The organism is Niastella populi (assembly GCF_002078015.1).
GTDB lineage: Bacteria > Bacteroidota > Bacteroidia > Chitinophagales > Chitinophagaceae > Niastella > Niastella populi.
Genome location: NZ_LWBP01000178.1, coordinates 18,152 through 40,357, shown reverse-complemented (window position 1 = coordinate 40,357; position 22,206 = coordinate 18,152). Strand labels below are relative to the sequence as shown.

Here is a 22,206-nt window from a genome sequence, read left to right as displayed (position 1 = left end):
GGACTTTCTTTTGCGGAATCCCCTGATTCCGCTTTATTTTTACCCTTTCCCATACGAAATTCGATGGAATTTTTCTTACCTTTGCCCGCTCATTTTCAGGGCATTTTTCCCTGGAACATTAAAAAGAAAATATAACAAAGTCATGGCAGACTTACGATTACAAAGAAATTTTGGAATTGCGGCACATATTGATGCCGGTAAAACTACTACTACGGAGCGTATCTTGCGCTATACCGGTATGATTCATAAAATAGGAGAGGTGCATGATGGGGCGGCTACCACCGACTGGATGGAGCAGGAAAAAGAAAGAGGTATCACCATTACTTCTGCTGCTGTTAGCTGCCAGTGGAACTTCCCTACCGTAAAAGGTAAGGCAGATGCCAACACTAAAAAATACTACTTCAACATTATCGATACTCCGGGACACGTTGACTTCACCATTGAGGTAGAGCGTTCCATGCGCGTATTGGATGGTTTGATCGCCCTGTTCTCTGCCGTTGACGGCGTTGAGCCTCAGTCTGAAACCGTTTGGCGTCAGGCAAACCGTTACAAAGTTCCCCGTATCGGTTTCGTTAACAAAATGGACCGTTCGGGTGCCGACTTCCTGATGGTGGTTAAACAGATCAAGGAAATGCTGGGTGCAAAAGCTGTTCCCCTGCAATTGCCCATCGGCGCTGAAGATGACTTCAAAGGTGTAGTTGACCTTATCAAAATGAAAGGGATCATCTGGCACATGGAAACCGAAGGTATGACCTTCGACGAGATCCCTGTACCTGCTGATATGGTTGAAGAAGCAAATGAGTGGAGACAGAACCTGATCGAAGCTGTTGCCGAATACGACGACAAGCTGATGGAGAAGTTCTTCGATGATCCTAATACAATCACTGAAGATGAAGTGCATGAAGCTATCCGCAAAGCGACGATCGATCTGAGCATCGTTCCTATGATGTGCGGTTCTTCATTCAAAAATAAAGGCGTACAAACTGCGCTGGATGCCGTTTGCCGCTACCTGCCTTCACCAGCCGATATCGATGATGTAGTTGGTACCAATCCTGAAACCGGAGAACCAGAAGTTCGTAAGGCTGATCCTAAAGCGCCTTTCGCAGCCCTGGCCTTCAAGATCATGACCGATCCGTTCGTAGGTCGTTTGGCCTTCTTCCGTTGTTACAGCGGCCACCTCGATGCCGGTTCGTATGTAAAGAACATGCGCAGTGGTAAGAACGAGCGTATCAGCCGTATCATGAAGATGTTCGCCAACAAACAAAACCCCATCGATTTCATCGAAGCCGGTGATATCGGCGCCGCGGTAGGTTTCAAGGAGATCAAGACCGGTGATACCCTTTGCGATGAAAATCATCCGATCACGCTGGAGAATATGTTCATACCGGAGCCGGTTATCGCTATCGCTGTAGAGCCTAAAACACAGGCCGACGTTGATAAAATGGGTATGGCCATTGCCAAGCTGGTAGAAGAAGATCCTACATTACGTGTAAATACCGATGAAGATACCGGACAAACCATCCTGCGTGGTATGGGTGAGTTGCACCTTGAGATCATCATCGATCGTATGAAACGTGAGTTCAAAGTAGAAGTTAACCAGGGCGCTCCCCAGGTTGCTTATAAAGAAGCGTTCAGGAAAACAGTTGAGCATCGTGAGGTACTGAAAAAACAAACCGGTGGTCGCGGTAAATTCGCCGACATCGTATTTGAAATGGGACCTGCCGATGAAGAGTGGCTGAAAGAAAATCCTGACAAAGGCTTCCAGTTCGTGAATGATATCTTCGGTGGGTCTATTCCCCGTGAGTTCATTCAGCCAATTCAAAAAGGTTTTGAATCAGCTATGGGCACTGGCGTACTGGCCAGCTATCCTGTAGAGAACGTAAAGATCCGCATTTTCGATGGCAGCTACCACCAGGTTGACTCTGACGGTATGTCGTTCGAGTTGTGTGCAAGAAGTGGTTTCCGTGAGGCTGGCCGCAAAGCACAACCCGTGTTACTGGAGCCGATCATGAAAGTGGAAGTAATTACGCCTGATCAATATATGGGTGATGTTACCGGTGACCTTAACCGTCGTCGCGGTATGCTCGAGGGCATGGATACCCGCGGTAATGCACAGGTAATTAAAGCTAAAGTACCGCTGAGCGAAATGTTCGGTTACGTAACACAATTACGTAGCTTATCATCTGGCCGCGCTACCAGCACCATGGAATTCAGCCACTACGCACCTGCGCCGACCAACATCGCTGAAGAAGTGATCGCCAAGTCGAAAGGTAAAGTGAAAGCTGAATAATTAGCGTTCTCATATCTCTTACTATAGGCCCTTCCCGATCAAAGTCGGGAGGGCTTTTTTTGTGCCCTGCAGCCTGCACGTTCATCGGTTAAAAATGCGCGGTTACTGCAGTCAGTGGCATAGGCGAAGCCGGGGGGAATGTTTTTGCCGATGGCCCGGTTACCTGAAAAAAAGCGTGAGTTTTGAAATCAGGTAGCCCTTTCCCGTTCAAGGTTGCGGTTTCACGTTTTTTATTTTCGGTAACAGTTGTTTGCGTTCAAAGTCTTAATTTCCTGCCCCAAATTGTATAAACATGCATTTTTCCACCCTTCGGCTTCGCTCAGGGCAGGCCCTCACGACTTATTTATTGGTTATACTCACCGTGCTTGCGCCGGCAGTGCTGCTGGCCCAGGGCGGCGCCATAAAATGGGCGAAGAGCGGCAATGCCTATTACCGGTTTGACAACGGAGAACTGGGTTTATATAACCTGCCACAGCACACAAGAACCGTTGTGGTTTCAACGAAGCAGTTAACACCCGAAGGGAAGACCGCGCCATTGAACAGCCGCAGTTTTAGTTTTTCGGCCGACGAAAAAAAGATCCTGTTCTTTACCAATACCAAAAAAGTATGGCGGCTGCAAACCCGCGGCGACTACTGGGTATTTAATACAAATACAGGAAAGCTCACTAAACTGGGTAATAACCGCCCGGCTTCCTCCCTGATGTTTGCCAAGTTCTCGCCCGACGGCTCGAAAGTGGCATATGTAAGCGATTATAATTTGTTTGTGGAAGATTTGGCAACAGGAAACATACAGCAGCTTACGCAGGATGGCAACCGGAAATTCATAAACGGAACATTCGACTGGGTTTACGAGGAAGAATTCTTTTGCCGCGATGGTTTTCGCTGGAGCCCCGATAGCAAACACATTGCTTACTGGCAGATAGACGCCCGCAGAACAAAGGATTACCTGATGGTAAACAATACCGATTCCATTTATCCTTTTGCCGTACCGGTTGAATATCCCATTGCCGGCGAACCGCCTTCCCCTTATAAGATCGGGGTGGTTGACGTAGCTGCTGCCAAAACCCAATGGATGGAAATTCCTACCGATGCCGCATTGCAAAGTTATGTGCCGCGGATGGAATGGGCAGGTAACGGCAGTGAGCTCATTATACAACACCTGAACCGCCATCAGAATCAAAGCGACCTCATGTTGTGCAACGCACAGACCGGTGCTTCACAGGTCATTTATACCGAAAAAGATTCAGCCTGGATCGATATCCTTCCTACCTGGGACAATGATTACATATGGGGTGGCTGGGACTGGCTTGGCGGCGGTAAGGAATTTATCTGGGCCTCGGAAAAAGACGGCTGGCGGCACCTGTACCGGATTACGCGCGATGGAAAAAAAGAAGTTCGGATAACCAACGGCGACTACGATGTAATGGATATCGCCGGCATCGATGAAAAGAACGGTTACGTGTATTTTCTGGCATCGCCCAATAACGCTACGCAGAAATTCCTGTACCGTACCAGGCTCACCGGTAAAGGCGTGGCAGAACGGGTTTCGCCCGTTGGCCAGGAAGGTACCCATGAATATGACCTTTCACCAACAGCCGCATTTGCCCGCCATGTATTCTCAAATTATTATACAGCGTACACCGAGGAGTGGGTTTCATTGCCCAATCATAAAGGTTTGAATGGAGAAAATAAGGTAAATGATAAAATTGCCGGGGCCCAAAAGAATGGCATCGAATTCTTTAAGGTAAAAACAGAAGATGGGGTTGAAATGGATGGCTGGATGGTAAAACCCCACAATTTCGACAGCAGTAAAAAATACCCCGTTGTATTTTATGTATATACTGAACCCTGGGGGCAGAACGTGAAAGACCAGTTCGGCGCCGCAGATAATTTCCTGTACAAAGGCGATATGGCGGCCGACGGGTACATTTATATTTCAATTGATAACCGCGGTACGCCTGTGCCAAAAGGGCGCAACTGGCGCAAGGTGATCTACCGTAATATAGGGCGGGTAAACATCCGCGACCAGGCAATGGCGGCAAAGGAAGTTTGCAAATGGCCATATGTAGATGTTTCGCGCGTTGCTGTATGGGGATGGAGTGGGGGCGGTTCAGCCACGCTTAACCTGATGTTCCAGTACCCCGACATATATAAAACCGGTATTTCCGTAGCGGCTGTTGGCAGCATATTTACATACGATAATGTATACCAGGAGCGTTATATGGGGCTGCCCCAGGAAAACCGTGCAGACTATATACAGGGGTCGCCTGTAACGCATGCGAAGAACCTGAAAGGCAACTTATTGTATATTCACGGCAGTGGCGATGACAATGTGCATTATCAGAACGCAGAGCTGTTGCTGAACGAACTGATCAAATACAATAAGCAGTTTCAGTTTATGAGTTATCCTAACCGTACCCACAGTATTTCTGAAGGGGCCGGAACGTTTGAACACTTAAGCACTTTGTACACCAGTTACCTGAAGGCGCATTGCGAACCGGGCGGTAAATGAGCATCTCAATAATACGTTAATGAAGAAAAGAACGAACCGGTGGGTTTACGTGTCAGCAATTGGGGTGTTGATCTTCGCCCTTTTGTTTGTATACCGGCTTGATATAATGTTTGCATTTCAACGGATGCGCTTAAACCGCCTGGGGTGTACCGCTGATAAAAGGGTTGCGATCTCTGCCTCGATCGATGTATTACCGGTTTGTGAAAAGTTATGGGCCCACCGGGTGAACGGTACAGAACGGATGATGTACCTGAAAGATTACTTCTCAGGGCTGGAAACAGATGTCGTCTTCGATGGTGCAATAAATAACTTCAGGGTGTATCATCCGCCGGCTGCACCTTCGGCGCTGTTGCTTGATGAATACTTTAAGCAATTCAGGGTAGGCAATAAGGGATTGTGGATAGATGTAAAGGGCGTTGATCGGGCCGACTATAAAAAGGCTGTTGAATATTTTATGGTGTGTGACAGCCTTTATAACATTAAGAATTATGTTATCATTGAAGCGGCGATGACCCCGTTTATTAACCTGCTGGCTGAAAAGGGGTTTATAACTTCATATTATGTTCCGGTCACCTTCCTGTTACCTGAAACACCGGACGGGGTAACCGATTCATTGAGACAACAATTGTCGCCGGCGGTAAAATTTGTTTCGCAGGAAGATATTTATTTGTCTGCCCTAAGATCGAGGTTTCAAAACAGGAAGATCATTACCTGGGCATTGTCTTTCAAAAATTATCTCGATCTGTCGCATATAAAGACATTAATAAATGATACATCTATTAGTGTGGTATTAATAAACTGCAAAAGCAAAGGATATTTATAATATCAGGTACACTATGTTCAGGAAAGTAAAATTGGTTTGTGTTTTGTTTATTTGTTTGCTTGGTATTTATACCCTGTTACGGCTACTATTTTACTTTATGCATTTCAGGGCAGAACCGGTTCAGCATAATCTGCCGGGTGTATTCTATTGGGGAATGCGGCTTGACTTTACAGCCTTATTCTATATCAATCTGCCTTTTTGTATATACTATTTCTTTATTGATGGCTTGTTGCGGGAAAATGCACGCACAATAATTTCAATTTTATTATTGCTGCTATGTAACATCCCTTTCCTGGCCATCAATTTTATTGATCTCGGCTATTTCAGTTTTAACAACAGGCGCAGTACCATCGATCTGCTCTTTGTTGCGGCCGACTCATTTCAGGCAATGGGGGCGTTTTCAAAAGATTACTGGTATCTTTTTATATTGTTCGCAGTGACTGTTTTTTTATTGGTTGTCATTGTTAAGGCGATTTTTAAAAAATCAACAATTGATACAAACATTGCCTGGTATAAACGGTATATTCCGGCTGTATCGATTCTGTTTATTTTTGCCTTCGTTGCCAGAGGGGCAGGGGGAAGGCCTATAATGCCTTCAACCCCTCTGTTATATTTTGATGCCACCTGGCAGCCGCTTGCAAGTAATTCAACCATTACATTTCTTTATTCGCTAAAGCACCGGCCAACGCAGCTTGAAATAAAAAAATATTATACAGCGCAGGCGCTGGATTCTTTTTTTACCATTAAGCGGCAATACCTACATGCAAAGCCCTTTCAACGCAGGAATGTGGTGGTGGTAATGCTGGAGAGCTTTTGCCGTGAATACCTCGATGTGGAAAGCGTATACCACGCCGATACGCCCTTTCTGGATTCAATTATCTCTCAAAGCACCTGGTGCAGCAATGCCTATGCAAATGGCTTTACATCGAACCAGGGAATTGTAAGCATATTAGGGAGTATGCCGCCTTTACTCGAAGAGCCTTACTATAAATCGATTTACAGCAATAACAGGATCCGGGGGCTGGGTGCAATCTTAAAAGAGCAGGGATACTCGACCCATTTTTTTTATGGCGCTGAGCCTGATCATTTCGGATTCGGGAAGTTCTGTAAAGTAATAGGTATAGATAATCAACATACCAGGGAAGATTTTAATGATGAAAGGTATTTTGATGGGAACTGGGGTATTTATGACCATCGGTTTTTACCATTTGCCGGCAGCATACTGGAAAAACAAAAAGAGCCGTTCCTGGCTGTATTGTTCAATATATCTTCGCATCCGCCCTTTACTTTGCCGCCCGATGTAAAAGACCGCTTTAATAAGCATGCACAAAAACCGTATCAACGATCAGCGGCATACGTAGATTACAGCCTGCGGTTGTTCTTTGATAAGATCAAAAACACCGATTGGTTTAGAAACACATTATTTGTCTTTTGTGCCGATCACTCGCTTATTACCGCCATAAAAAAGCCCGTTACGATAACGACCGCCACACGCATTCCCATTTTTTGGTTTGAACCGGCCAACCCTGTTCACAGAGAGATCTCAAAAACGGTTCAGCAATTGGATATTGTTCCCACTATACTCGACCGGCTGTCTTATTCCGAACCATTTATGAGTTTCGGGCGCTCTGTTAATGATACAATTAACCAGCCTGCCGTCTGCAAATATGCAGGTCTTCAAATGATCGACAGTTCATTTGTGTTCCGTTTCAATCCCGAATTGAATGAGCCCGTTTGTATGTTTGACACGCGCAAAGATCCGGCCCTCACAAACAATTTGCTGAATATGCCTGAATATTCCACATTTGAAAAAAGAATGTTACTATTCGGTAAGGCTTTTATTCAGCGGTATAATAATGCATTAATTCAAAACCAACTCTATATTAAATAGTTTCTTTATCTGGTTTTTAGGCATCACTTTTATAATTCCTTAACTCTTTATCCCTGTTGATTATGTTAGCTTGTACATAAAAACATGCAAGGATCTTTACCCATTACCGTTATAATATGGCTTTTAGCCTCTTCCTGCAGCACCTACCAGTACGGTACCGTCAGCAGTGCAAAGATGCCGATGAATGAGAAACAGGAATTTGTATATGAGAACGACAGCCTGCGCCTGGTATACAATTTCAACGGCCCCAATGCACCCGTGAACATCACCGTTCATAACAAGTTGCAGGTACCGCTTTATATCGACTGGAAGAAGTCGGCAGTCGTCATCAACGACCAGGCTGTAAGTTATGTGCCGTCAGAATTGAGAATCGAAGGCGGCGTGCAAGGCAGCTCGTATAACACCGGCACACGAACAAACGGCGCCACTTTCGGTTCCGGCATTATAGATGCCACGGTAAGCCTGCCGCCAGCCATTGATTTTGTTCCGCCCCGGTCGTTTTTTACCAGGAGCCCCATCGGCTTAACCGACAGGCTTATTGAAAATGTGCCTGAGTCGGATTTTCACCGGCTGAAATACCAGGCGGCGGAGGGATACCGCCTGAAGGTGAAGGCGGCGGTATTCACTGAAGAGAATTCGCCGCTCAGGTTCAAAAGTTATCTTACGCTGATGGTGGGGGAGGTTACGGGTAAACCGGTATCGTACGAACATTCCTTCTTCCTTTCCCGGCTGATGTCTACCGATCAGCCCCCGGGTATTATATGGTTGAATGTACCGAACCGGGGCAACCAGTTCTATATTTCCCGAACGCCGTCTTCCGGGGCTGCGGTTGCTGTTGTATTTGGTACAATGACAGCCGGGTCGATGGCGGTTTGGGCAGATAAGAAGTCCAATTCGTCCAATTAGGGCGATAGTTGGCCCGGGTGGGGGAACCGGTACTTTCAACGGGCGGTGAACCAAAACCTGGCCGGCACGTTAAAAGGTACGGCAATTCAAAATGGGAAGAAGGGGTGGGGGAGCGCCATTAAATGAGCGTGGCCCAATCCCCGGGAAGCCCAAAAAATGCTGAAAACGGCGCCGGAGACCCCTGAAATGGCCTTTTTTTCGATTTTTTTCACGCCCGGAGCGAAAATAATTGAGAAATCTTTTGCTCAATAACTAACAACCCCTACCTTTGCATCCCCAATGGAAAAATTGGGTTTTGCAATATGTCTCAGCGAATCAGAATAAAATTACAGTCTTACGATCACAATCTGGTTGATAAATCTGCCGAAAAGATCGTAAAAACCGTTCGCAGCACTGGCGCTGTGGTAACAGGTCCAATTCCTTTACCTACACGTAAAAAAATATTCACCGTATTGCGTTCACCCCACGTGAATAAGAAAAGTCGTGAGCAGTTTCAGTTGTGCACCCATAAACGGTTGTTGGATATTTATACTTCTTCTAGCCGTACTGTGGATGCCCTGAGTAAGTTAGACTTACCCAGTGGTGTTGAGGTGGAGATCAAAGCTTGATAAGCATTGTATGAACCCTGTCAGGGTTCTAAAATCCTGACAGGGTTTTTTCATAAAGTTCTTTCAATCCCATCTGCAAACTTTGTTCCTTAACCGGGCAGATAAAGCAGCGCTGGGTTAACTAATTGAACCGCCTGTGAAAGCAGGAGTGTAAAGCACTCGGGAGCGGTTCCGAATGAAACAGGTTATAAAAATTTTAAAATATGAACTAGCCCTTCGAGGTTAGTTTACTGTTGGTACTTCCAGCGACCGCCATAGCTTTAGCGAAGGCGGTTATCCCGAAAGATTACGAAGACCATGCAAGCGGCACAAGGCCGCCTACGCTGAAGCTTCGGCGCCCAAAGGAAAAGGTCAACAGCAAACGGAGATTGAAGTTGCTCATGGTTGTGTGCCCGTTCCGATCCCATCGGAATGCGCCTCTTCAGAACGCCCCCGTTCTGCAATCATTACCGCAAATGTCTCTTCAACCACGAGGGCACAAACCGAACAACGATGAAAGGAATCATTGGTAAAAAGATCGGGATGACCAGCATCTTCAGTCCAGATGGCAAGCAAACAGCCTGCACCATCATTGAAGCAGGTCCCTGTATTGTGACCCAGGTTAAAACCGCCGAAACAGACGGATACAACGCTATCCAGTTAGCTTACGGTGACAAGAATGAAAAGCACACTATCGCTGCTGAAAAAAATCACTTCGCAAAGGCCAATACAGCCGCAAAGAAATTTGTAAAAGAATTCCGCAATTATTTTACCGCCAAAAATTTAGGTGATGCTATCACCGTTGACATTTTCGCCGAAGGTGAAAAAGTTGACGTTGTAGGTACTACAAAGGGTAAAGGTTTTCAGGGTGTTGTTAAACGTCACGGATTTAGTGGTGTGGGCGAGCAAAGCCACGGTCAGCACGATCGTCAGCGCGCTCCGGGTTCAATTGGTAACTCATCAGATGCCTCACGCGTATTCAAAGGTATGCGCATGGCCGGCCGTATGGGTAACGATCGCGTGAAAGTGAAAAGCCTGAAGATCCTGAAAGTATTCCCTGATAAGAACTACATCCTGGTGAACGGATCTGTTCCCGGCCACAATGGCGCGATAGTATACATTCAAAAATAATTTTGTTATTGCAGATTTATCCCGGCCTGGTTCGGGAGGTAATCTTAAATATAAAGTACGATGCAAGTAGATGTTTTAAGTATAAAGGGTGCAAAAACCGGTCGTTCTGTAGAATTAGCAGATGATATTTTCGGAACGGAGCCCAACAACCACGTCGTTTACCTGGCTGTAAAGCAATATCTGGCTGCACAACGTCAGGGTACGCACAAAGTGAAAACCCGTCTGGAAGTTAAAGGTTCCAGCAAAAAACTGCACCGTCAGAAGGGTACTGGTGGTTCACGTAAGGGTAACATCCGTAACCCGTTGTTCAAAGGTGGTGGTACCATCTTCGGGCCTAAACCCCGCGATTACGATTTCAAACTGAACCGTAAAGTGAAAGATCTGGCTAAGGTCAGCGCACTGTCTTATAAAGCTAAAGAGAATGCGATTGTAGTTGTTGAGGACATCAACCTGGATGCGCCAAAAACAAAGACATTCATTGATATCCTGAGCAGCCTGAAGATCGAAAACAAGAAAACGCTGGTGATATTACCTGAATATGATGAGAACCTGCAGTTGAGCGTTCGTAATATCCCCAATGCACTGAGCATTCAGTTCGCTGATATCAATACATACGATATCGTGAATGCCGATGTATTGTTGCTGACCGAAGGGGTGGCAAAGTTGTTCAGTGAAGATGGTGTTGAAGCATAATTAAAGGCTGATTAGCTAATTACAAATTTTTCAAACAGAGTAATATGAAACTCGCAGAAGTACTGATAAAACCAATCGTTACCGAAAAAAGCAACAAGCTGTCTGATGCCAAAAGAACTTTTGCTTTTCGTGTAGCCCGCAAAGCAAACAAACTGGAAATTAAAAAAGCAGTTGAAAGCTTTTACGGCGTAACGGTTACAGAAGTAAATACGGTAGTGGTACCCGGTAAAGCAAAGAACCGGTTCACTAAATCCGGCTTTATTTCCGGCGTAAAACCCGCTTACAAAAAAGCGTATGTTAAAGTTGCAGAAGGTGAAAGCATCGATCTGTACGGAAACATTTAAACCTTACCGTTAGTAAGGGTTGAAGAATGGCGAGTCAATCGCCGCAAAGAATTGACAAAAGATTTTATAACAGTATAAGACGAAAACATGGCACTTAAAAAATACAAACCGATTACAGCAGGAACGCGTTGGAGAATCGGAAATGCGTTTGCTGAAATCACTACCGATCAACCGGAAAAAAGTCTTCTCGAGAAAACAACATCTACTGGTGGCCGTAATGCTCAGGGTAGAAGGTCTATGCGTTATATGGGTGGCGGACACAAGAAAATGTTCCGTATCATCGATTTCAAACGTAATAAGAAAGATATTCCCGGTACTGTAGCTACTATCGAATACGATCCGAACCGTACTGCATTTATCGCGCTGATAAACTACAAAGACGGTGAAAAAAGATATATCCTGGCTCCCCAGGGCTTACAGGTTGGCGCTACCATTCTGGCTGGCGACGCCGTAGCTCCTGAAGTTGGTAATGCGCTTCAGATGAAGAACATGCCACTGGGTACCAACGTGCATAACATTGAAATGCAACCTGGCCAGGGTGGTAAACTGGTTCGCAGCGCTGGTACTTCAGCTCAGCTTACCAACAAAGAAGAGAGATACGCTGTATTGAAAATGCCTTCAGGCGAATTGAGAAAGATCCTCATCAACTGCTACGCTACTGTAGGTGTGGTAAGTAATGGTGATCACAACCTCGAAATGATGGGTAAAGCAGGCCGTAACCGTTGGAGAGGTATCAAACCTCGCAACCGTGGTGTTGCCATGAACCCTGTAGATCACCCGATGGGTGGTGGTGAAGGTAAGGCTTCTGGTGGTCACCCGCGTTCAAGAACCGGTAAATACGCCAAAGGTCTGAAAACACGCCAAAGAGGTAAAGGAAGCGATAAACTGATCATTCAACGTAAAAATGGTAAGAAGTTAGCCAAGTAGTGTGCTAATGATTTTAATTATCACATTATCTAATTATCACATTATCAAATTAACAAATAATGGCTCGTTCAATAAAAAAAGGTCCTTATGTAGCCGCAAAACTGGAGAAAAAAGTTCTTGGCATCAATGATGGCAAAGCAAAGAAAGGTGTGATCAAAACCTGGAGCCGTCGTTCTACCATCACTCCTGATTTTGTGGGCCACACATTTGCTGTGCACAATGGCAACAAATTCATTCCGGTATATGTAACCGAATTCATGGTTGGTCATAAGCTGGGCGAGTTTGCTCCTACACGCCAGTTCAAAGGACACTCTAGTAAAAAAGTTGGTTAATAAAATTTCAATATCCCCGGATTGAAATACCGGGGATCAGAAATCAGAAATAATAAAAATGGAAGCTGTAGCAAAACTTAGAAACTATCCCACATCACCCCGCAGAATGCGTTTGCTGGCTGATGAAATACGTGGTGTTGAAGTGGAAAAAGCGTTAGCGTTGCTGGAATTTCATCCTCAACACAGTGCCACTCCGCTGTACAAATTATTAAAGAGCGCCATTAGTAACTGGGAGCAAAAGAACGAAGGCCAAAGCGCTGCTGATGCCGGTTTAATTGTGAAAACGATTTTTGTTGACGGCGCACGCACTTTGAAAAGAATGTTACCCGCTCCGCAAGGCCGTGCTTACCGCCTGCGCAAGCGTAGTAACCACGTAACCATAATCGTTGATGTTAAATAATTAGCAAATTTTCAAATTATAATAAATGGGTCAGAAAACGAATCCTATTGGTGCCAGGTTAGGGATTATCCGCGGTTGGGAATCTAACTGGTATGGTAACAAAAAAGATTTTTCTACCAAGTTGATCGAGGATAACAAGATCAGAACTTATCTGAACGCCCGTATCAACAAAGGTGGTATCTCTAAAATCGTTATTGAGCGCACGCTTAATAAACTGATTGTTACCATTCACACATCTAAGCCTGGTATTATCATAGGTAAAGGTGGGAACGAAGTTGATCGCATCAAAGAAGAGCTGAAAAAGCTGACAGGTAAAGAAGATGTGCAGATCAACATCCTCGAAATTCGTCGTCCCGAGCTGGATGCCATGATCGTAGGAGATACCATCGCCCGTCAGATCGAAAACCGTATCAACTACAAACGCGCCATTAAAATGGCTATCGCTTCTGCATTGCGCATGGGTGCTGAAGGTATCAAAATAAAGATCAGCGGTCGTTTGGGTGGTGCTGAGATCGCCCGTACCGAAGAGATCAAACAAGGTCGTACGCCATTGCATACCCTGCGTATGGATATCGACTATGCCAACGTATTTGCGTTGACTGTTTACGGTAAGATCGGTATCAAAGTATGGATCTGTAAAGGTGAAGTACTTGGTAAGAGAGACCTGAACCCGAACCTCGTTGGTGGTAAGAGCGATGTAAACGACAGAAGAGACAGAAGAGAAGGTGAAGGCGGCGGCGATCGCGGACACCGTGGTGGTGGTGACAGAAGGGGTGGTGGCGACCGCAGAGGCGGTGGCGACCGCAGAGGTGGCGACAGAAACAGACAGCAGGATTAATTAGCTGATGTGCTAATATGCTAATTCAATTTTCAAATTTTCAAATTTTAGATAAATGTTACAGCCAAAAAGGACGAAACACCGGAAAGCGCAGAAGGGGCGCATCCGCGAAGTTGCAAAACGTGGTACTACCATCGCTTTTGGTTCTTTCGCTTTAAAATCCCAGGAAGCTATCTGGTTAACAAATCGTCAGATCGAAGCTGCCCGCCAGGCTTTAACCCGCGCTATGAAGCGTGAAGGTAATGTTTGGATCCGCGTATTTCCTGACAAACCAATTACCCGCAAGCCGCTTGAAGTGCGTATGGGTAAAGGTAAAGGTAACCCCGAATTCTGGGCTGCGGTAGTTGAACCAGGTCGTATCATCTTTGAATGCGACGGTGTTCCTGAAGCAGTAGCTAAAGAAGCACTGAATCTGGCGGCACAGAAACTGCCTATCAAAACCAAGTTCATTGTAAGACGCGATTATAGCGCATAATATATAATGTGATAATTAGCCATGTGCTAATACCGGTTTTGAATTATCACATCAGCTAATTATCGAATTATCAAATTGAATTTATATGGCAAAGAGATTAGATTTCAATAAAGGCCTGAAGGATATGAGTGAGGCAGATCTGAAAGCCCGGATCCAAGAGGATGAACTGCGCTTGAAAAAGCTGGAGTTCGCACACGCTATTTCTCCATTGGAGAATCCGATGAGCATACGTGACCTGCGCAGAGATGTAGCCCGTTTAAAAACTGAACTCAGAAAAAGAGAACTGGCTTAATCGCTGATGTGAAAGTGAAATACATTTCACACTTACACATTTTCAACTTTTCAAATAACAATAGATGTTAGACAGAAATTTGCGTAAAACAAGAATCGGGGTGGTTACCAGCAACAGAATGGAAAAAACCATTACTGTATCGGTAGAAAGAAAAGTAAAACACCCTATTTACGGTAAGTTCGTAAAGAAGACTACCAAATTCCACGCTCATGATGAGAAAAATGAGTGCACCATAGGCGATACCGTTCGCATTATGGAAACCCGTCCCCTGAGCAAGACCAAGAGATGGAGACTGGTTGAGGTTGTTGAGAAAGCGAAGTAATAATAGCTGTTAGCGGCAGGCTGCAAGCCTGTTTGCTAACGACGATTTCAAATAAATTTTTAATCATTCGCTATTGGTCCCGAAATCATCGGGGCTAAAGGCTGAGAGCTAAAAGCTAAAAAAATGATTCAGCAAGAGTCCAGATTAAATGTAGCTGATAACAGTGGCGCCAAGGAAGTACTGTGTATCCGTGTACTCGGAAACAGCGGCCAGGATTACGCCAAGATAGGCGATAAAATTGTAGTAACCGTAAAGGATGCTATTCCTGCCGGCGGTATTAAAAAAGGCACTGTTACCAAAGCGGTAATTGTTCGCACAAAGAATAAATTGCGCCGCAAAGACGGATCTTATATCCGGTTTGATGACAATGCCGTGGTGCTGTTGAATCAGTCTGATGAGCCTCGCGGTACCCGTATTTTCGGGCCCGTAGCCAGGGAGTTGCGTGATAAAGGATACATGAAAATTATTTCTTTGGCTCCGGAAGTTTTATAAAAACGCTAAAGGCTGAACGCAGAACGCTAAACGCTGAAATGCATAAAGCCTTAAGATCTCAATAAAAAATAATTGGTAACTGCGCAGTGCAAAAGCGTTAAGCGTCAAGCATTTCGCGTTAAGCTTTAAAAAATGAGCAACAGATTCAAACCAAAGTTCAATATTAAAAAAGGCGACACCGTAGTAGTTATTGCCGGTGATGATAAAGACGCTAAAAAGCCCCGCAAGGTATTGGAAGTATTTCCTGATAAAAGCCGTGTGCTGGTAGAAGGCGTAAACATTGTTACCCGCCATACCAAACCTTCTGCGCGCAATACCCGCGGCGGTATCGTAAAAAAAGAAGCAGCCATTCACATCTCTAACGTAATGTTGTGGGATGCGAAAGCCGGCGCTGGTGTGAAAGTAAAGCGTACCCGTGAAGAGGGTAAGCTGGTGCGTGTGAGCAAGAAATCAGGCGAAGCAATCAAATAAATGCTGAAGGCCCCGGCCCGAAGCTTTTTTATAAATCGAATTTCTCAATTGCGTTATGCTGTTTGCCAAAAGCATTAAACATAACGCGCTAAGCTAAATAAAATGAGTACAACAAAATATAGTCCCAGGCTGGCAGATAAGTACAAAAAAGAAGTTGTACCTGCTTTGATGAAGCGTTTCAGCTACAGCACCGTAATGCAGTGCCCCCGTTTGGAGAAGATCTGCATCAACCGTGGTGTTAACGGAGCTGTTTCTGACAAAAAGCTGGTGGATGTAGCCATCGAAGAGCTGACAACCATCTCAGGTCAAAAGGCTATCCCTACAATGTCTAAAAAAGACATTTCGAACTTTAAGTTGCGTAAGAACATGCCGATCGGCGCCCGCGTTACTTTACGTGGTACCAAAATGTACGAGTTTCTCGACAGGCTGATCGCTACTTCATTACCTCGTGTACGTGACTTCAAAGGGATCAATGAGAAAGCTTTTGATGGCCGCGGTAACTACACACTGGGTGTTACCGAGCAGATCATCTTCCCTGAGATCGACATCGATAAAGTGAGCAAGATCACCGGTATGGACATTACGTTTGTAACTACTGCCCAAACCAATGAAGAAGCTTACGAGCTGTTGAAAGAACTGGGTATGCCGTTCAAGGGAGCTAAAAAAGAACAGGCTTAAGTACATATCATTCAGAAATCTCAAAACGTAAAATAAATTATGGCTAAAGAGTCAGTTAAAGCCAGACAAAGAAAAAGAGAACGTATGGTAGCTCAGCATGCCGAAAAACGTGCTGCGCTGAAAGCTGCCGGCGATTGGAAAGCTTTAGATGAAATGCCGAAGAACTCTTCGAAAGTTCGTCTGAAAAACCGTTGCCAGTTAACAGGTCGTCCGAAAGGATACATCCGTTACTTCGGCGTAAGCCGTGTTACGTTCCGTGAAATGGCGTTGAATGGTAAAATCCCGGGAGTTAGAAAAGCTTCCTGGTAAGGCAAAGCATCCCGATCGCTATCGGGACAAGCCTAACGATATGAGAGCAAGCCTGTAAACAGGGACTACTCTTGAATAAAATTGTAAAACTGTTTTAATTTAAAATAAACATGGTAACTGATCCCATAGCAGACTTCCTGACTAGAATTCGTAATGCGCAGATGGCCGGACACCGGATCGTTGAGATCCCGGCTTCTAATCTGAAAAAACGGATTACCGAGATATTATACGATCAGGGATACATTCTGAAATATAAATTTGAGGATGATAACAAACAGGGTGTTATTAAAATAGCCCTGAAATACGATCCTCAAAGTAAAGAGCCTGCTATCAAATCTCTGGAAAGGATCAGCCGTCCTGGTTTACGTCAGTACGCCAGCCCTGCTGAATTCAAGAGAGTGAAAAATGGTCTGGGTGTTGCAATTGTGAGCACGTCACAAGGTGTAATGACCGACAAACAAGCCAAAAACCAGAACGTTGGCGGCGAAGTTCTTTGCTACATCTATTAACAATATGCTAAAGCGATAGTGTGCTGATGTGCCAACAGGTTTGAGAATAACGCGGGTTTTAAAAGCACATTAGCTAATTAGCACATTGGTTCTCTGATACATTAAGCTCTTAACCTATAGGAGCTGACCGGTCAGGTGAACTGGAAACAATAAACAACAAACTAAAAATTTAATTAGTTATGTCTCGTATAGGTAAAAAACCGGTGCCAGTTACAAGTGGAGTTACAATCGCAGTTGGTGCTGATAACATTATCACTGTTAAAGGTCCCAAAGGTGAATTGAAACAGGCTATCGACCGGGATATCAAAGCCGAAATAAAAGACGGCGAAGTTATTTTCACCCGTCCTACCGACCAGATCCGTCACCGTGCATTACACGGTTTGTACCGCGCGCTGGTAGCCAACATGGTGAAAGGTGTTACTGAAGGTTTCACAAAGAAACTGGAGTTGGTTGGGGTAGGTTATAAAGCAAGTAACCAGGGTAACCTGCTGGATCTTTCACTGGGTTATTCTCACAATATTCTGTTCGAAGTTCCCAAAGAACTGAAGGTTGCTACCGAGCAGCAAAAAGGGGAAAACCCGAAGATCACCCTTGAGGGTATCGACAAACAACTGATCGGACAGGTTGCTGCCAAATTACGCAGCTTACGTAAACCTGAGCCTTACAAAGGAAAAGGTGTTAAATACGTTGGCGAGGTTATCCGTCGTAAAGCTGGTAAAGCAGCTGGTAAATAAATTAGCTGATCAGCTAATGTGCTAATGTGCAGAGATTGCATTAGCACATTGGCAGATTGGCACATTATAACATTAACATTATCTTCCGGCAGCATCGGAAGAGTTAAAATAAAAGCAATGAATACCAAATTAGAACAAAGGCAGAAGATTCGCTACCGCATTCGCAAGAAGATTGCCGGTACAGCTGCTAAGCCACGTTTGGCCATTTTCCGTAGCAACAGCGATATCTACGCTCAGCTGATCGATGATGATAAAGGTTTCACATTAGCTGCTGCCTCTTCACGGGATAAGGATATCAGCGCACAAAAGATCACAAAGGTTGAAAAAAGCAAACTGGTTGGTCAGGCTATTGCCCGCAAAGCAAAAGACCTGGGTATTACCGCTATCGTTTTCGACCGTGGTGGTAACCTGTATCATGGCCGTGTGCAAAGTGTTGCGGAAGGCGCCCGCGAAGGCGGTCTTCAATTCTAAGACAATTCACAATTTACAATTCCGATAATTTCAAATAGAAATAATGGCAAAAGTTAATTTAAACAGGGTTAAAGCCGGCGATATCGAGCTGAAAGAGAAAGTGGTGGCTATTAACCGCGTGGTAAAAACAACCAAAGGTGGTCGCGCTTTTAGTTTTTCTGCCCTGGTAGTGGTAGGTAACGGAAATGGTGTTGTAGGTCACGGTCTGGGTAAAGCTAAAGAGGTTCAGGAAGCTATCACCAAAGGTATCGAAGACGCCAAAAAGAACCTGATTAAAGTGCCTATCATGCATGGTACTATCCCTCACGACCAATGGGCTAAAGAAGGTGCTGCCAAAGTACTGGTAAAACCTGCCGCTCATGGTACCGGTGTAATTGCCGGAGGCAGTATGCGCGCTGTGCTGGAAGCCGCCGGTATCACCGACGTTCTGGCAAAATCACTGGGTTCTGCCAACCCTCACAACGTGGTTAAAGCTACTTTCAAAGTGCTGGCCATGCTGCGTGAGCCGGTTACTGTTGCCCGTCAGCGTAAACTGAACCTGAAGAAAGTATTTAACGGCTAGGCCTCCCCCTGGCCCCCTTCGCAGGAGGGGAACAGATTCAGGTAAGCCACGTTAATTAAAATAATTCTCAACTTATAAACTTACTCCGTCAGCTGGCGGAGACAGGGTTATGAAAAAGATTAAAATCACTTTAGTAAAAAGTCCTATTGACAGACCCGAGCGCCAGAAGTTAACTTTACAGGCCCTGGGTTTAAATAAGACCAATGCTTCAAAAGAAGTAGAAGCTACTCCTCAGATCCTGGGTATGGTTCGCAAGGTGACCCACCTGGTGAAAGTTGAAGAGCTGGCATAAACATAATGAGCTGATTAGGCCATTTTTCTAATTAAAAGCAGTCATTCCTACCAGATTGATTGCTTTTGATGTTAGTAAATGATTTATATTCGCGGCCGCTTTAATCAGCGACCGCTACATATTAGCGAATAATTACATTAAATAAGCGAGGGGCGATTCCCCGTAAGTAAAAATCAAACAAGATGAAATTACATGAATTAAGGCCTGCAAAAGGCGCAACGCACAAAGAAAAACGTTTAGGCCGTGGTGAAGCTTCCGGTAAAGGTGGTACCTCTACAAAAGGTAACAAAGGTAGCCAGAGCCGTGCTGGTTATCAACGTAAAAATGCCCACGAAGGTGGTCAGATGCCGATCCAGCGTCGTTTGCCAAAACGTGGCTTTAAAAATCCTTTCCGCGTTGAATATAAAGTATTTAATCTGGGTCAGATCGAACACCTGGTTGAAAAATATGAACTGAATGATTTCTCTCACGAAACACTGAGAGAGTGGGGACTGGTTGGCCAGACAGATAAAATAAAAATATTAGGTAACGGCGAGCTGAAGAGCAAAGTGGCTTTCAAAGTAAATGCAATCAGCGAAAAAGCCAAGCAGGCGGTTGAAGCTGCTGGCGGCTCCGTGGAATTGGTAAAGTAATTTTGTGTAACTTGCATAGACGCATTGACCATGCGTCTTTTTTTTTCTTTGAGGGAAATTTAAAAATCTTGGCAAATCCGTGAAAAAGTTCATCCAAACACTGAAAAATATCTGGAGTATTGAGGAGCTGAGGAGTAAAATTCTGGTGACCATTACCCTGATAGCCGTTTACCGGTTAGGCACACACATTGTATTGCCTGGTATCAACCCCGACCTTATCACCCAGGGTAATTCCAGCGGTGGTATCCTTGGTTTGATCGATGCCTTTGCAGGTGGAGCATTTTCCCAGGCTTCTATCCTTGCATTAGGTATCATGCCGTACATTTCTGCATCGATCTTCATTCAATTGATGACCATCCTGTATCCTCCTTTTCAGAAACTGCAAAAGGAAGGCGACAGCGGTCGTAAAAAGATCAATCAATACACGCGTTACCTGACAGTGCTTGTAACCATCTTACAGGCCAGCGCTTATGTAGCATTCCTGAATACTACTAACGGTCAGGCAATGATCGAATCGTATAAACCATACTTCTGGTTGTCTACCACTGTTGTCCTTACCGCAGGTACATTATTCGTAATGTGGCTGGGTGAAAAGATCACCGACAAAGGTTTGGGTAATGGTAGTTCAGTGATCATCATGGTGGGTATCCTTGCACGCCTTCCACAATCTCTGTGGCAGGAGTGGGCCGCCCGTTCGAACAGAGGCGGTGGCGGTTTATTGATCTTCGTTATCGAGATCGCTATCCTGGTTGCCATCATCATGGGGCTTATCATCCTGATCCAAGGTGTGCGCAAAGTGCCTGTTCAGTATGCAAAACAAATTGTAGGCAACCGCCAGTTCGGTGGCGCCCGCCAGTTCCTGCCTTTAAAGGTGAACAGCGCCGGTGTAATGCCTATCATCTTTGCCCAGGCGATCATGTTCCTTCCAACCCTGTTGAGCAACTTCGACTCAACAAAAGGACTGGCCGCCGTATTTGGCAATCATAGCAACTACTGGTATATGGTCATTTATGCAGTAATGGTAATTGGTTTTACCTTCCTGTATACCGCATTGATATTTAACCCCAAGCAAATTGCTGACGACCTGAAACGTAATAACGGATTTATCCCCGGCGTAAAACCCGGTCAGCCTACTGCCGATTATATCGGTGCCGTAATGGATAAGATCACATTCCCGGGTGCGGTATTGCTTGCATTGGTTGGTATTTTGCCAGGTTTTGCACAAAGAATGGGCGTACAACAATCATTCTCTTCTTTCTTTGGAGGTACATCCCTGCTGATCATGGTGGGTGTTATTCTCGATACCCTTCAACAGATAGAAACACAGTTACTGATGCGTCAGTACGATGGTTTAATGAAGAGCGGAAGAATTCAGGGACGCCAGCAGGTTACCCCGGCTTCTTCTATGTAAAAATATTTATCAGCAAAACCAAACCTGACAGCTGTTGTTATAGTTGTCAGGTTTTGTTTTAGTATAAATTAATGAGATGATCTATTACAAAACGGAAGCGGAGATCGAACTGATGCGGGAGAGCGCATTACTGGTTAGTAAAACGCTGGCCCATATTGCCGGACTGTTGAAACCGGGCATCACTACGCTTTCACTTGATAAAGTCATTGGCGAGTTCATTCGCGATCATAAGGCTGAGCCTACTTTCCTCAATTATAAAGGATATCCCTTTAATTCCTGCATTTCTGTGAACGATGTGGTGGTTCATGGTTTTCCCGATAAAAATGAACTGCGCGAAGGCGATATCATTTCCGTAGATATCGGCGTGTACAAGAATGGGTTTCATGGCGATCATGCCTATACATTTGCCATTGGCGAACCAGCCGAAGATGTGATGAAACTGATCTGTGTTACAAAGGAATCGTTATACAAGGGCATTGAAAAGGCGGTGGCCGGTAATCGCATCGGCGATATTGCCAATGCCATTCAGGAGCATACCGAAAAAAAGCATGGCTACGGAGTGGTGCGCGAACTGGTAGGGCATGGGCTGGGAAGGTCGTTGCACGAAGATCCGCAGGTGCCGAACTACGGCCGTAAAGGTACCGGTCCGGTGTTGCGTGAAGGCCTGGTGCTGGCTATTGAACCAATGATCAATATGGGAAAAAAGGATGTATATACCGAAGAAGATGGCTGGACGGTGCGCACCGTCGATCATAAACCTTCGGTGCATTTTGAACATGATGTTTGTGTTCGCAAAGGAAAGGCTGATGTGTTAAGCGATTACAGCATCATTGAAGCGGCTGAGCAAACCAACCCTAATTTGAATGCAAAGTATTAAGTTGT

General features: G+C 45.0%; 28 protein-coding genes. All 28 read left to right on the top strand.

The window, feature by feature from the left end; all coding sequences use genetic code 11:
- The first annotated feature begins 142 nt into the window (after positions 1-142).
- The 28 genes from fusA (at position 143) to map (ending at position 22,201) form a co-directional block, all read left to right on the top strand.
- Positions 143-2,290, top strand: a complete 2,148-nt coding sequence (fusA, locus tag A4R26_RS15050; RefSeq protein WP_081164573.1) for an elongation factor G — start codon at positions 143-145, stop codon at positions 2,288-2,290.
- A gap of 292 nt (positions 2,291-2,582) precedes the next feature.
- Entirely contained in the window at positions 2,583-4,802 is a 2,220-nt protein-coding gene (locus A4R26_RS15045; protein WP_081164572.1) for a S9 family peptidase, read from the top strand.
- Positions 4,803-4,821: 19 nt separating this feature from the next.
- Positions 4,822-5,625 carry a hypothetical protein gene (locus A4R26_RS15040; protein WP_081164571.1) on the top strand — a complete coding sequence of 268 codons (804 nt, stop codon included), beginning with the start codon at positions 4,822-4,824 and terminating at the stop codon, positions 5,623-5,625.
- 97 nt (positions 5,626-5,722) lie between these two features.
- Complete coding sequence (locus tag A4R26_RS15035) at positions 5,723-7,516, top strand: LTA synthase family protein (RefSeq protein WP_165760278.1); 1,794 nt, start codon at positions 5,723-5,725, stop codon at positions 7,514-7,516.
- An 84-nt stretch (positions 7,517-7,600) separates the two neighbouring features.
- The gene (locus A4R26_RS15030) at positions 7,601-8,422 is read left to right on the top strand and encodes a hypothetical protein (RefSeq protein ID WP_081164569.1); all 822 of its coding nucleotides are present in this window, start codon (positions 7,601-7,603) and stop codon (positions 8,420-8,422) included.
- A 302-nt stretch (positions 8,423-8,724) separates the two neighbouring features.
- Positions 8,725-9,030, top strand: coding sequence for a 30S ribosomal protein S10 (rpsJ, locus tag A4R26_RS15025; RefSeq protein ID WP_014220852.1), 306 nt, complete (start codon positions 8,725-8,727; stop codon positions 9,028-9,030).
- 492 nt (positions 9,031-9,522) lie between these two features.
- Positions 9,523-10,140 (top strand): 50S ribosomal protein L3, encoded by a 618-nt coding sequence (gene rplC, locus A4R26_RS15020; RefSeq protein WP_081164568.1) that lies wholly within the window; start codon positions 9,523-9,525, stop codon positions 10,138-10,140.
- A 60-nt stretch (positions 10,141-10,200) separates the two neighbouring features.
- Entirely contained in the window at positions 10,201-10,833 is a 633-nt protein-coding gene (gene rplD, locus A4R26_RS15015; protein WP_081164567.1) for a 50S ribosomal protein L4, read from the top strand.
- Positions 10,834-10,877: 44 nt separating this feature from the next.
- Entirely contained in the window at positions 10,878-11,177 is a 300-nt protein-coding gene (gene rplW / locus A4R26_RS15010) for a 50S ribosomal protein L23 (protein WP_081164566.1), read from the top strand.
- An 87-nt stretch (positions 11,178-11,264) separates the two neighbouring features.
- Positions 11,265-12,104: a 50S ribosomal protein L2 gene (gene rplB, locus A4R26_RS15005; protein ID WP_081164565.1), complete on the top strand. Its 840-nt coding sequence runs from the start codon at positions 11,265-11,267 to the stop codon at positions 12,102-12,104.
- 59 nt (positions 12,105-12,163) lie between these two features.
- A complete protein-coding gene (gene rpsS, locus A4R26_RS15000; RefSeq protein WP_081164564.1) occupies positions 12,164-12,436 on the top strand; it encodes a 30S ribosomal protein S19 in 273 nt (90 codons plus the stop codon).
- A 58-nt stretch (positions 12,437-12,494) separates the two neighbouring features.
- Positions 12,495-12,836, top strand: a complete 342-nt coding sequence (gene rplV, locus A4R26_RS14995; protein WP_081146066.1) for a 50S ribosomal protein L22 — start codon at positions 12,495-12,497, stop codon at positions 12,834-12,836.
- Between the two features lie 25 nt (positions 12,837-12,861).
- On the top strand, positions 12,862-13,674 hold the full coding sequence (gene rpsC / locus A4R26_RS14990; protein ID WP_081164563.1) for a 30S ribosomal protein S3: 813 nt from the start codon (positions 12,862-12,864) through the stop codon (positions 13,672-13,674).
- Between the two features lie 55 nt (positions 13,675-13,729).
- Positions 13,730-14,149 (top strand): 50S ribosomal protein L16, encoded by a 420-nt coding sequence (rplP, locus tag A4R26_RS14985; protein ID WP_081164562.1) that lies wholly within the window; start codon positions 13,730-13,732, stop codon positions 14,147-14,149.
- 85 nt (positions 14,150-14,234) lie between these two features.
- Positions 14,235-14,441 carry a 50S ribosomal protein L29 gene (gene rpmC, locus A4R26_RS14980; protein WP_081164561.1) on the top strand — a complete coding sequence of 69 codons (207 nt, stop codon included), beginning with the start codon at positions 14,235-14,237 and terminating at the stop codon, positions 14,439-14,441.
- A gap of 64 nt (positions 14,442-14,505) precedes the next feature.
- Entirely contained in the window at positions 14,506-14,763 is a 258-nt protein-coding gene (rpsQ, locus tag A4R26_RS14975) for a 30S ribosomal protein S17 (protein ID WP_081164560.1), read from the top strand.
- Between the two features lie 123 nt (positions 14,764-14,886).
- The gene (gene rplN / locus A4R26_RS14970) at positions 14,887-15,255 is read left to right on the top strand and encodes a 50S ribosomal protein L14 (protein ID WP_014220841.1); all 369 of its coding nucleotides are present in this window, start codon (positions 14,887-14,889) and stop codon (positions 15,253-15,255) included.
- Between the two features lie 132 nt (positions 15,256-15,387).
- Entirely contained in the window at positions 15,388-15,726 is a 339-nt protein-coding gene (gene rplX / locus A4R26_RS14965; protein WP_081164559.1) for a 50S ribosomal protein L24, read from the top strand.
- A gap of 102 nt (positions 15,727-15,828) precedes the next feature.
- Positions 15,829-16,404, top strand: a complete 576-nt coding sequence (rplE, locus tag A4R26_RS14960; RefSeq protein ID WP_081164558.1) for a 50S ribosomal protein L5 — start codon at positions 15,829-15,831, stop codon at positions 16,402-16,404.
- A gap of 39 nt (positions 16,405-16,443) precedes the next feature.
- Complete coding sequence (rpsN, locus tag A4R26_RS14955) at positions 16,444-16,713, top strand: 30S ribosomal protein S14 (RefSeq protein WP_081164557.1); 270 nt, start codon at positions 16,444-16,446, stop codon at positions 16,711-16,713.
- 110 nt (positions 16,714-16,823) lie between these two features.
- Positions 16,824-17,222 (top strand): 30S ribosomal protein S8, encoded by a 399-nt coding sequence (gene rpsH / locus A4R26_RS14950; RefSeq protein WP_081164556.1) that lies wholly within the window; start codon positions 16,824-16,826, stop codon positions 17,220-17,222.
- A 179-nt stretch (positions 17,223-17,401) separates the two neighbouring features.
- Positions 17,402-17,956 (top strand): 50S ribosomal protein L6, encoded by a 555-nt coding sequence (gene rplF / locus A4R26_RS14945; RefSeq protein ID WP_081164555.1) that lies wholly within the window; start codon positions 17,402-17,404, stop codon positions 17,954-17,956.
- Positions 17,957-18,073: 117 nt separating this feature from the next.
- A complete protein-coding gene (rplR, locus tag A4R26_RS14940; protein ID WP_081164554.1) occupies positions 18,074-18,427 on the top strand; it encodes a 50S ribosomal protein L18 in 354 nt (117 codons plus the stop codon).
- Between the two features lie 43 nt (positions 18,428-18,470).
- Positions 18,471-18,989 (top strand): 30S ribosomal protein S5, encoded by a 519-nt coding sequence (gene rpsE, locus A4R26_RS14935; protein WP_081164553.1) that lies wholly within the window; start codon positions 18,471-18,473, stop codon positions 18,987-18,989.
- Positions 18,990-19,098: 109 nt separating this feature from the next.
- Positions 19,099-19,281 (top strand): 50S ribosomal protein L30, encoded by a 183-nt coding sequence (gene rpmD / locus A4R26_RS14930; RefSeq protein ID WP_081146055.1) that lies wholly within the window; start codon positions 19,099-19,101, stop codon positions 19,279-19,281.
- Positions 19,282-19,463: 182 nt separating this feature from the next.
- On the top strand, positions 19,464-19,913 hold the full coding sequence (gene rplO, locus A4R26_RS14925) for a 50S ribosomal protein L15 (RefSeq protein ID WP_081164552.1): 450 nt from the start codon (positions 19,464-19,466) through the stop codon (positions 19,911-19,913).
- 79 nt (positions 19,914-19,992) lie between these two features.
- A complete protein-coding gene (gene secY / locus A4R26_RS14920; protein ID WP_081164551.1) occupies positions 19,993-21,324 on the top strand; it encodes a preprotein translocase subunit SecY in 1,332 nt (443 codons plus the stop codon).
- Between the two features lie 76 nt (positions 21,325-21,400).
- Positions 21,401-22,201 (top strand): type I methionyl aminopeptidase, encoded by an 801-nt coding sequence (gene map, locus A4R26_RS14915; protein ID WP_081164550.1) that lies wholly within the window; start codon positions 21,401-21,403, stop codon positions 22,199-22,201.
- Positions 22,202-22,206: the final 5 nt, after the last annotated feature.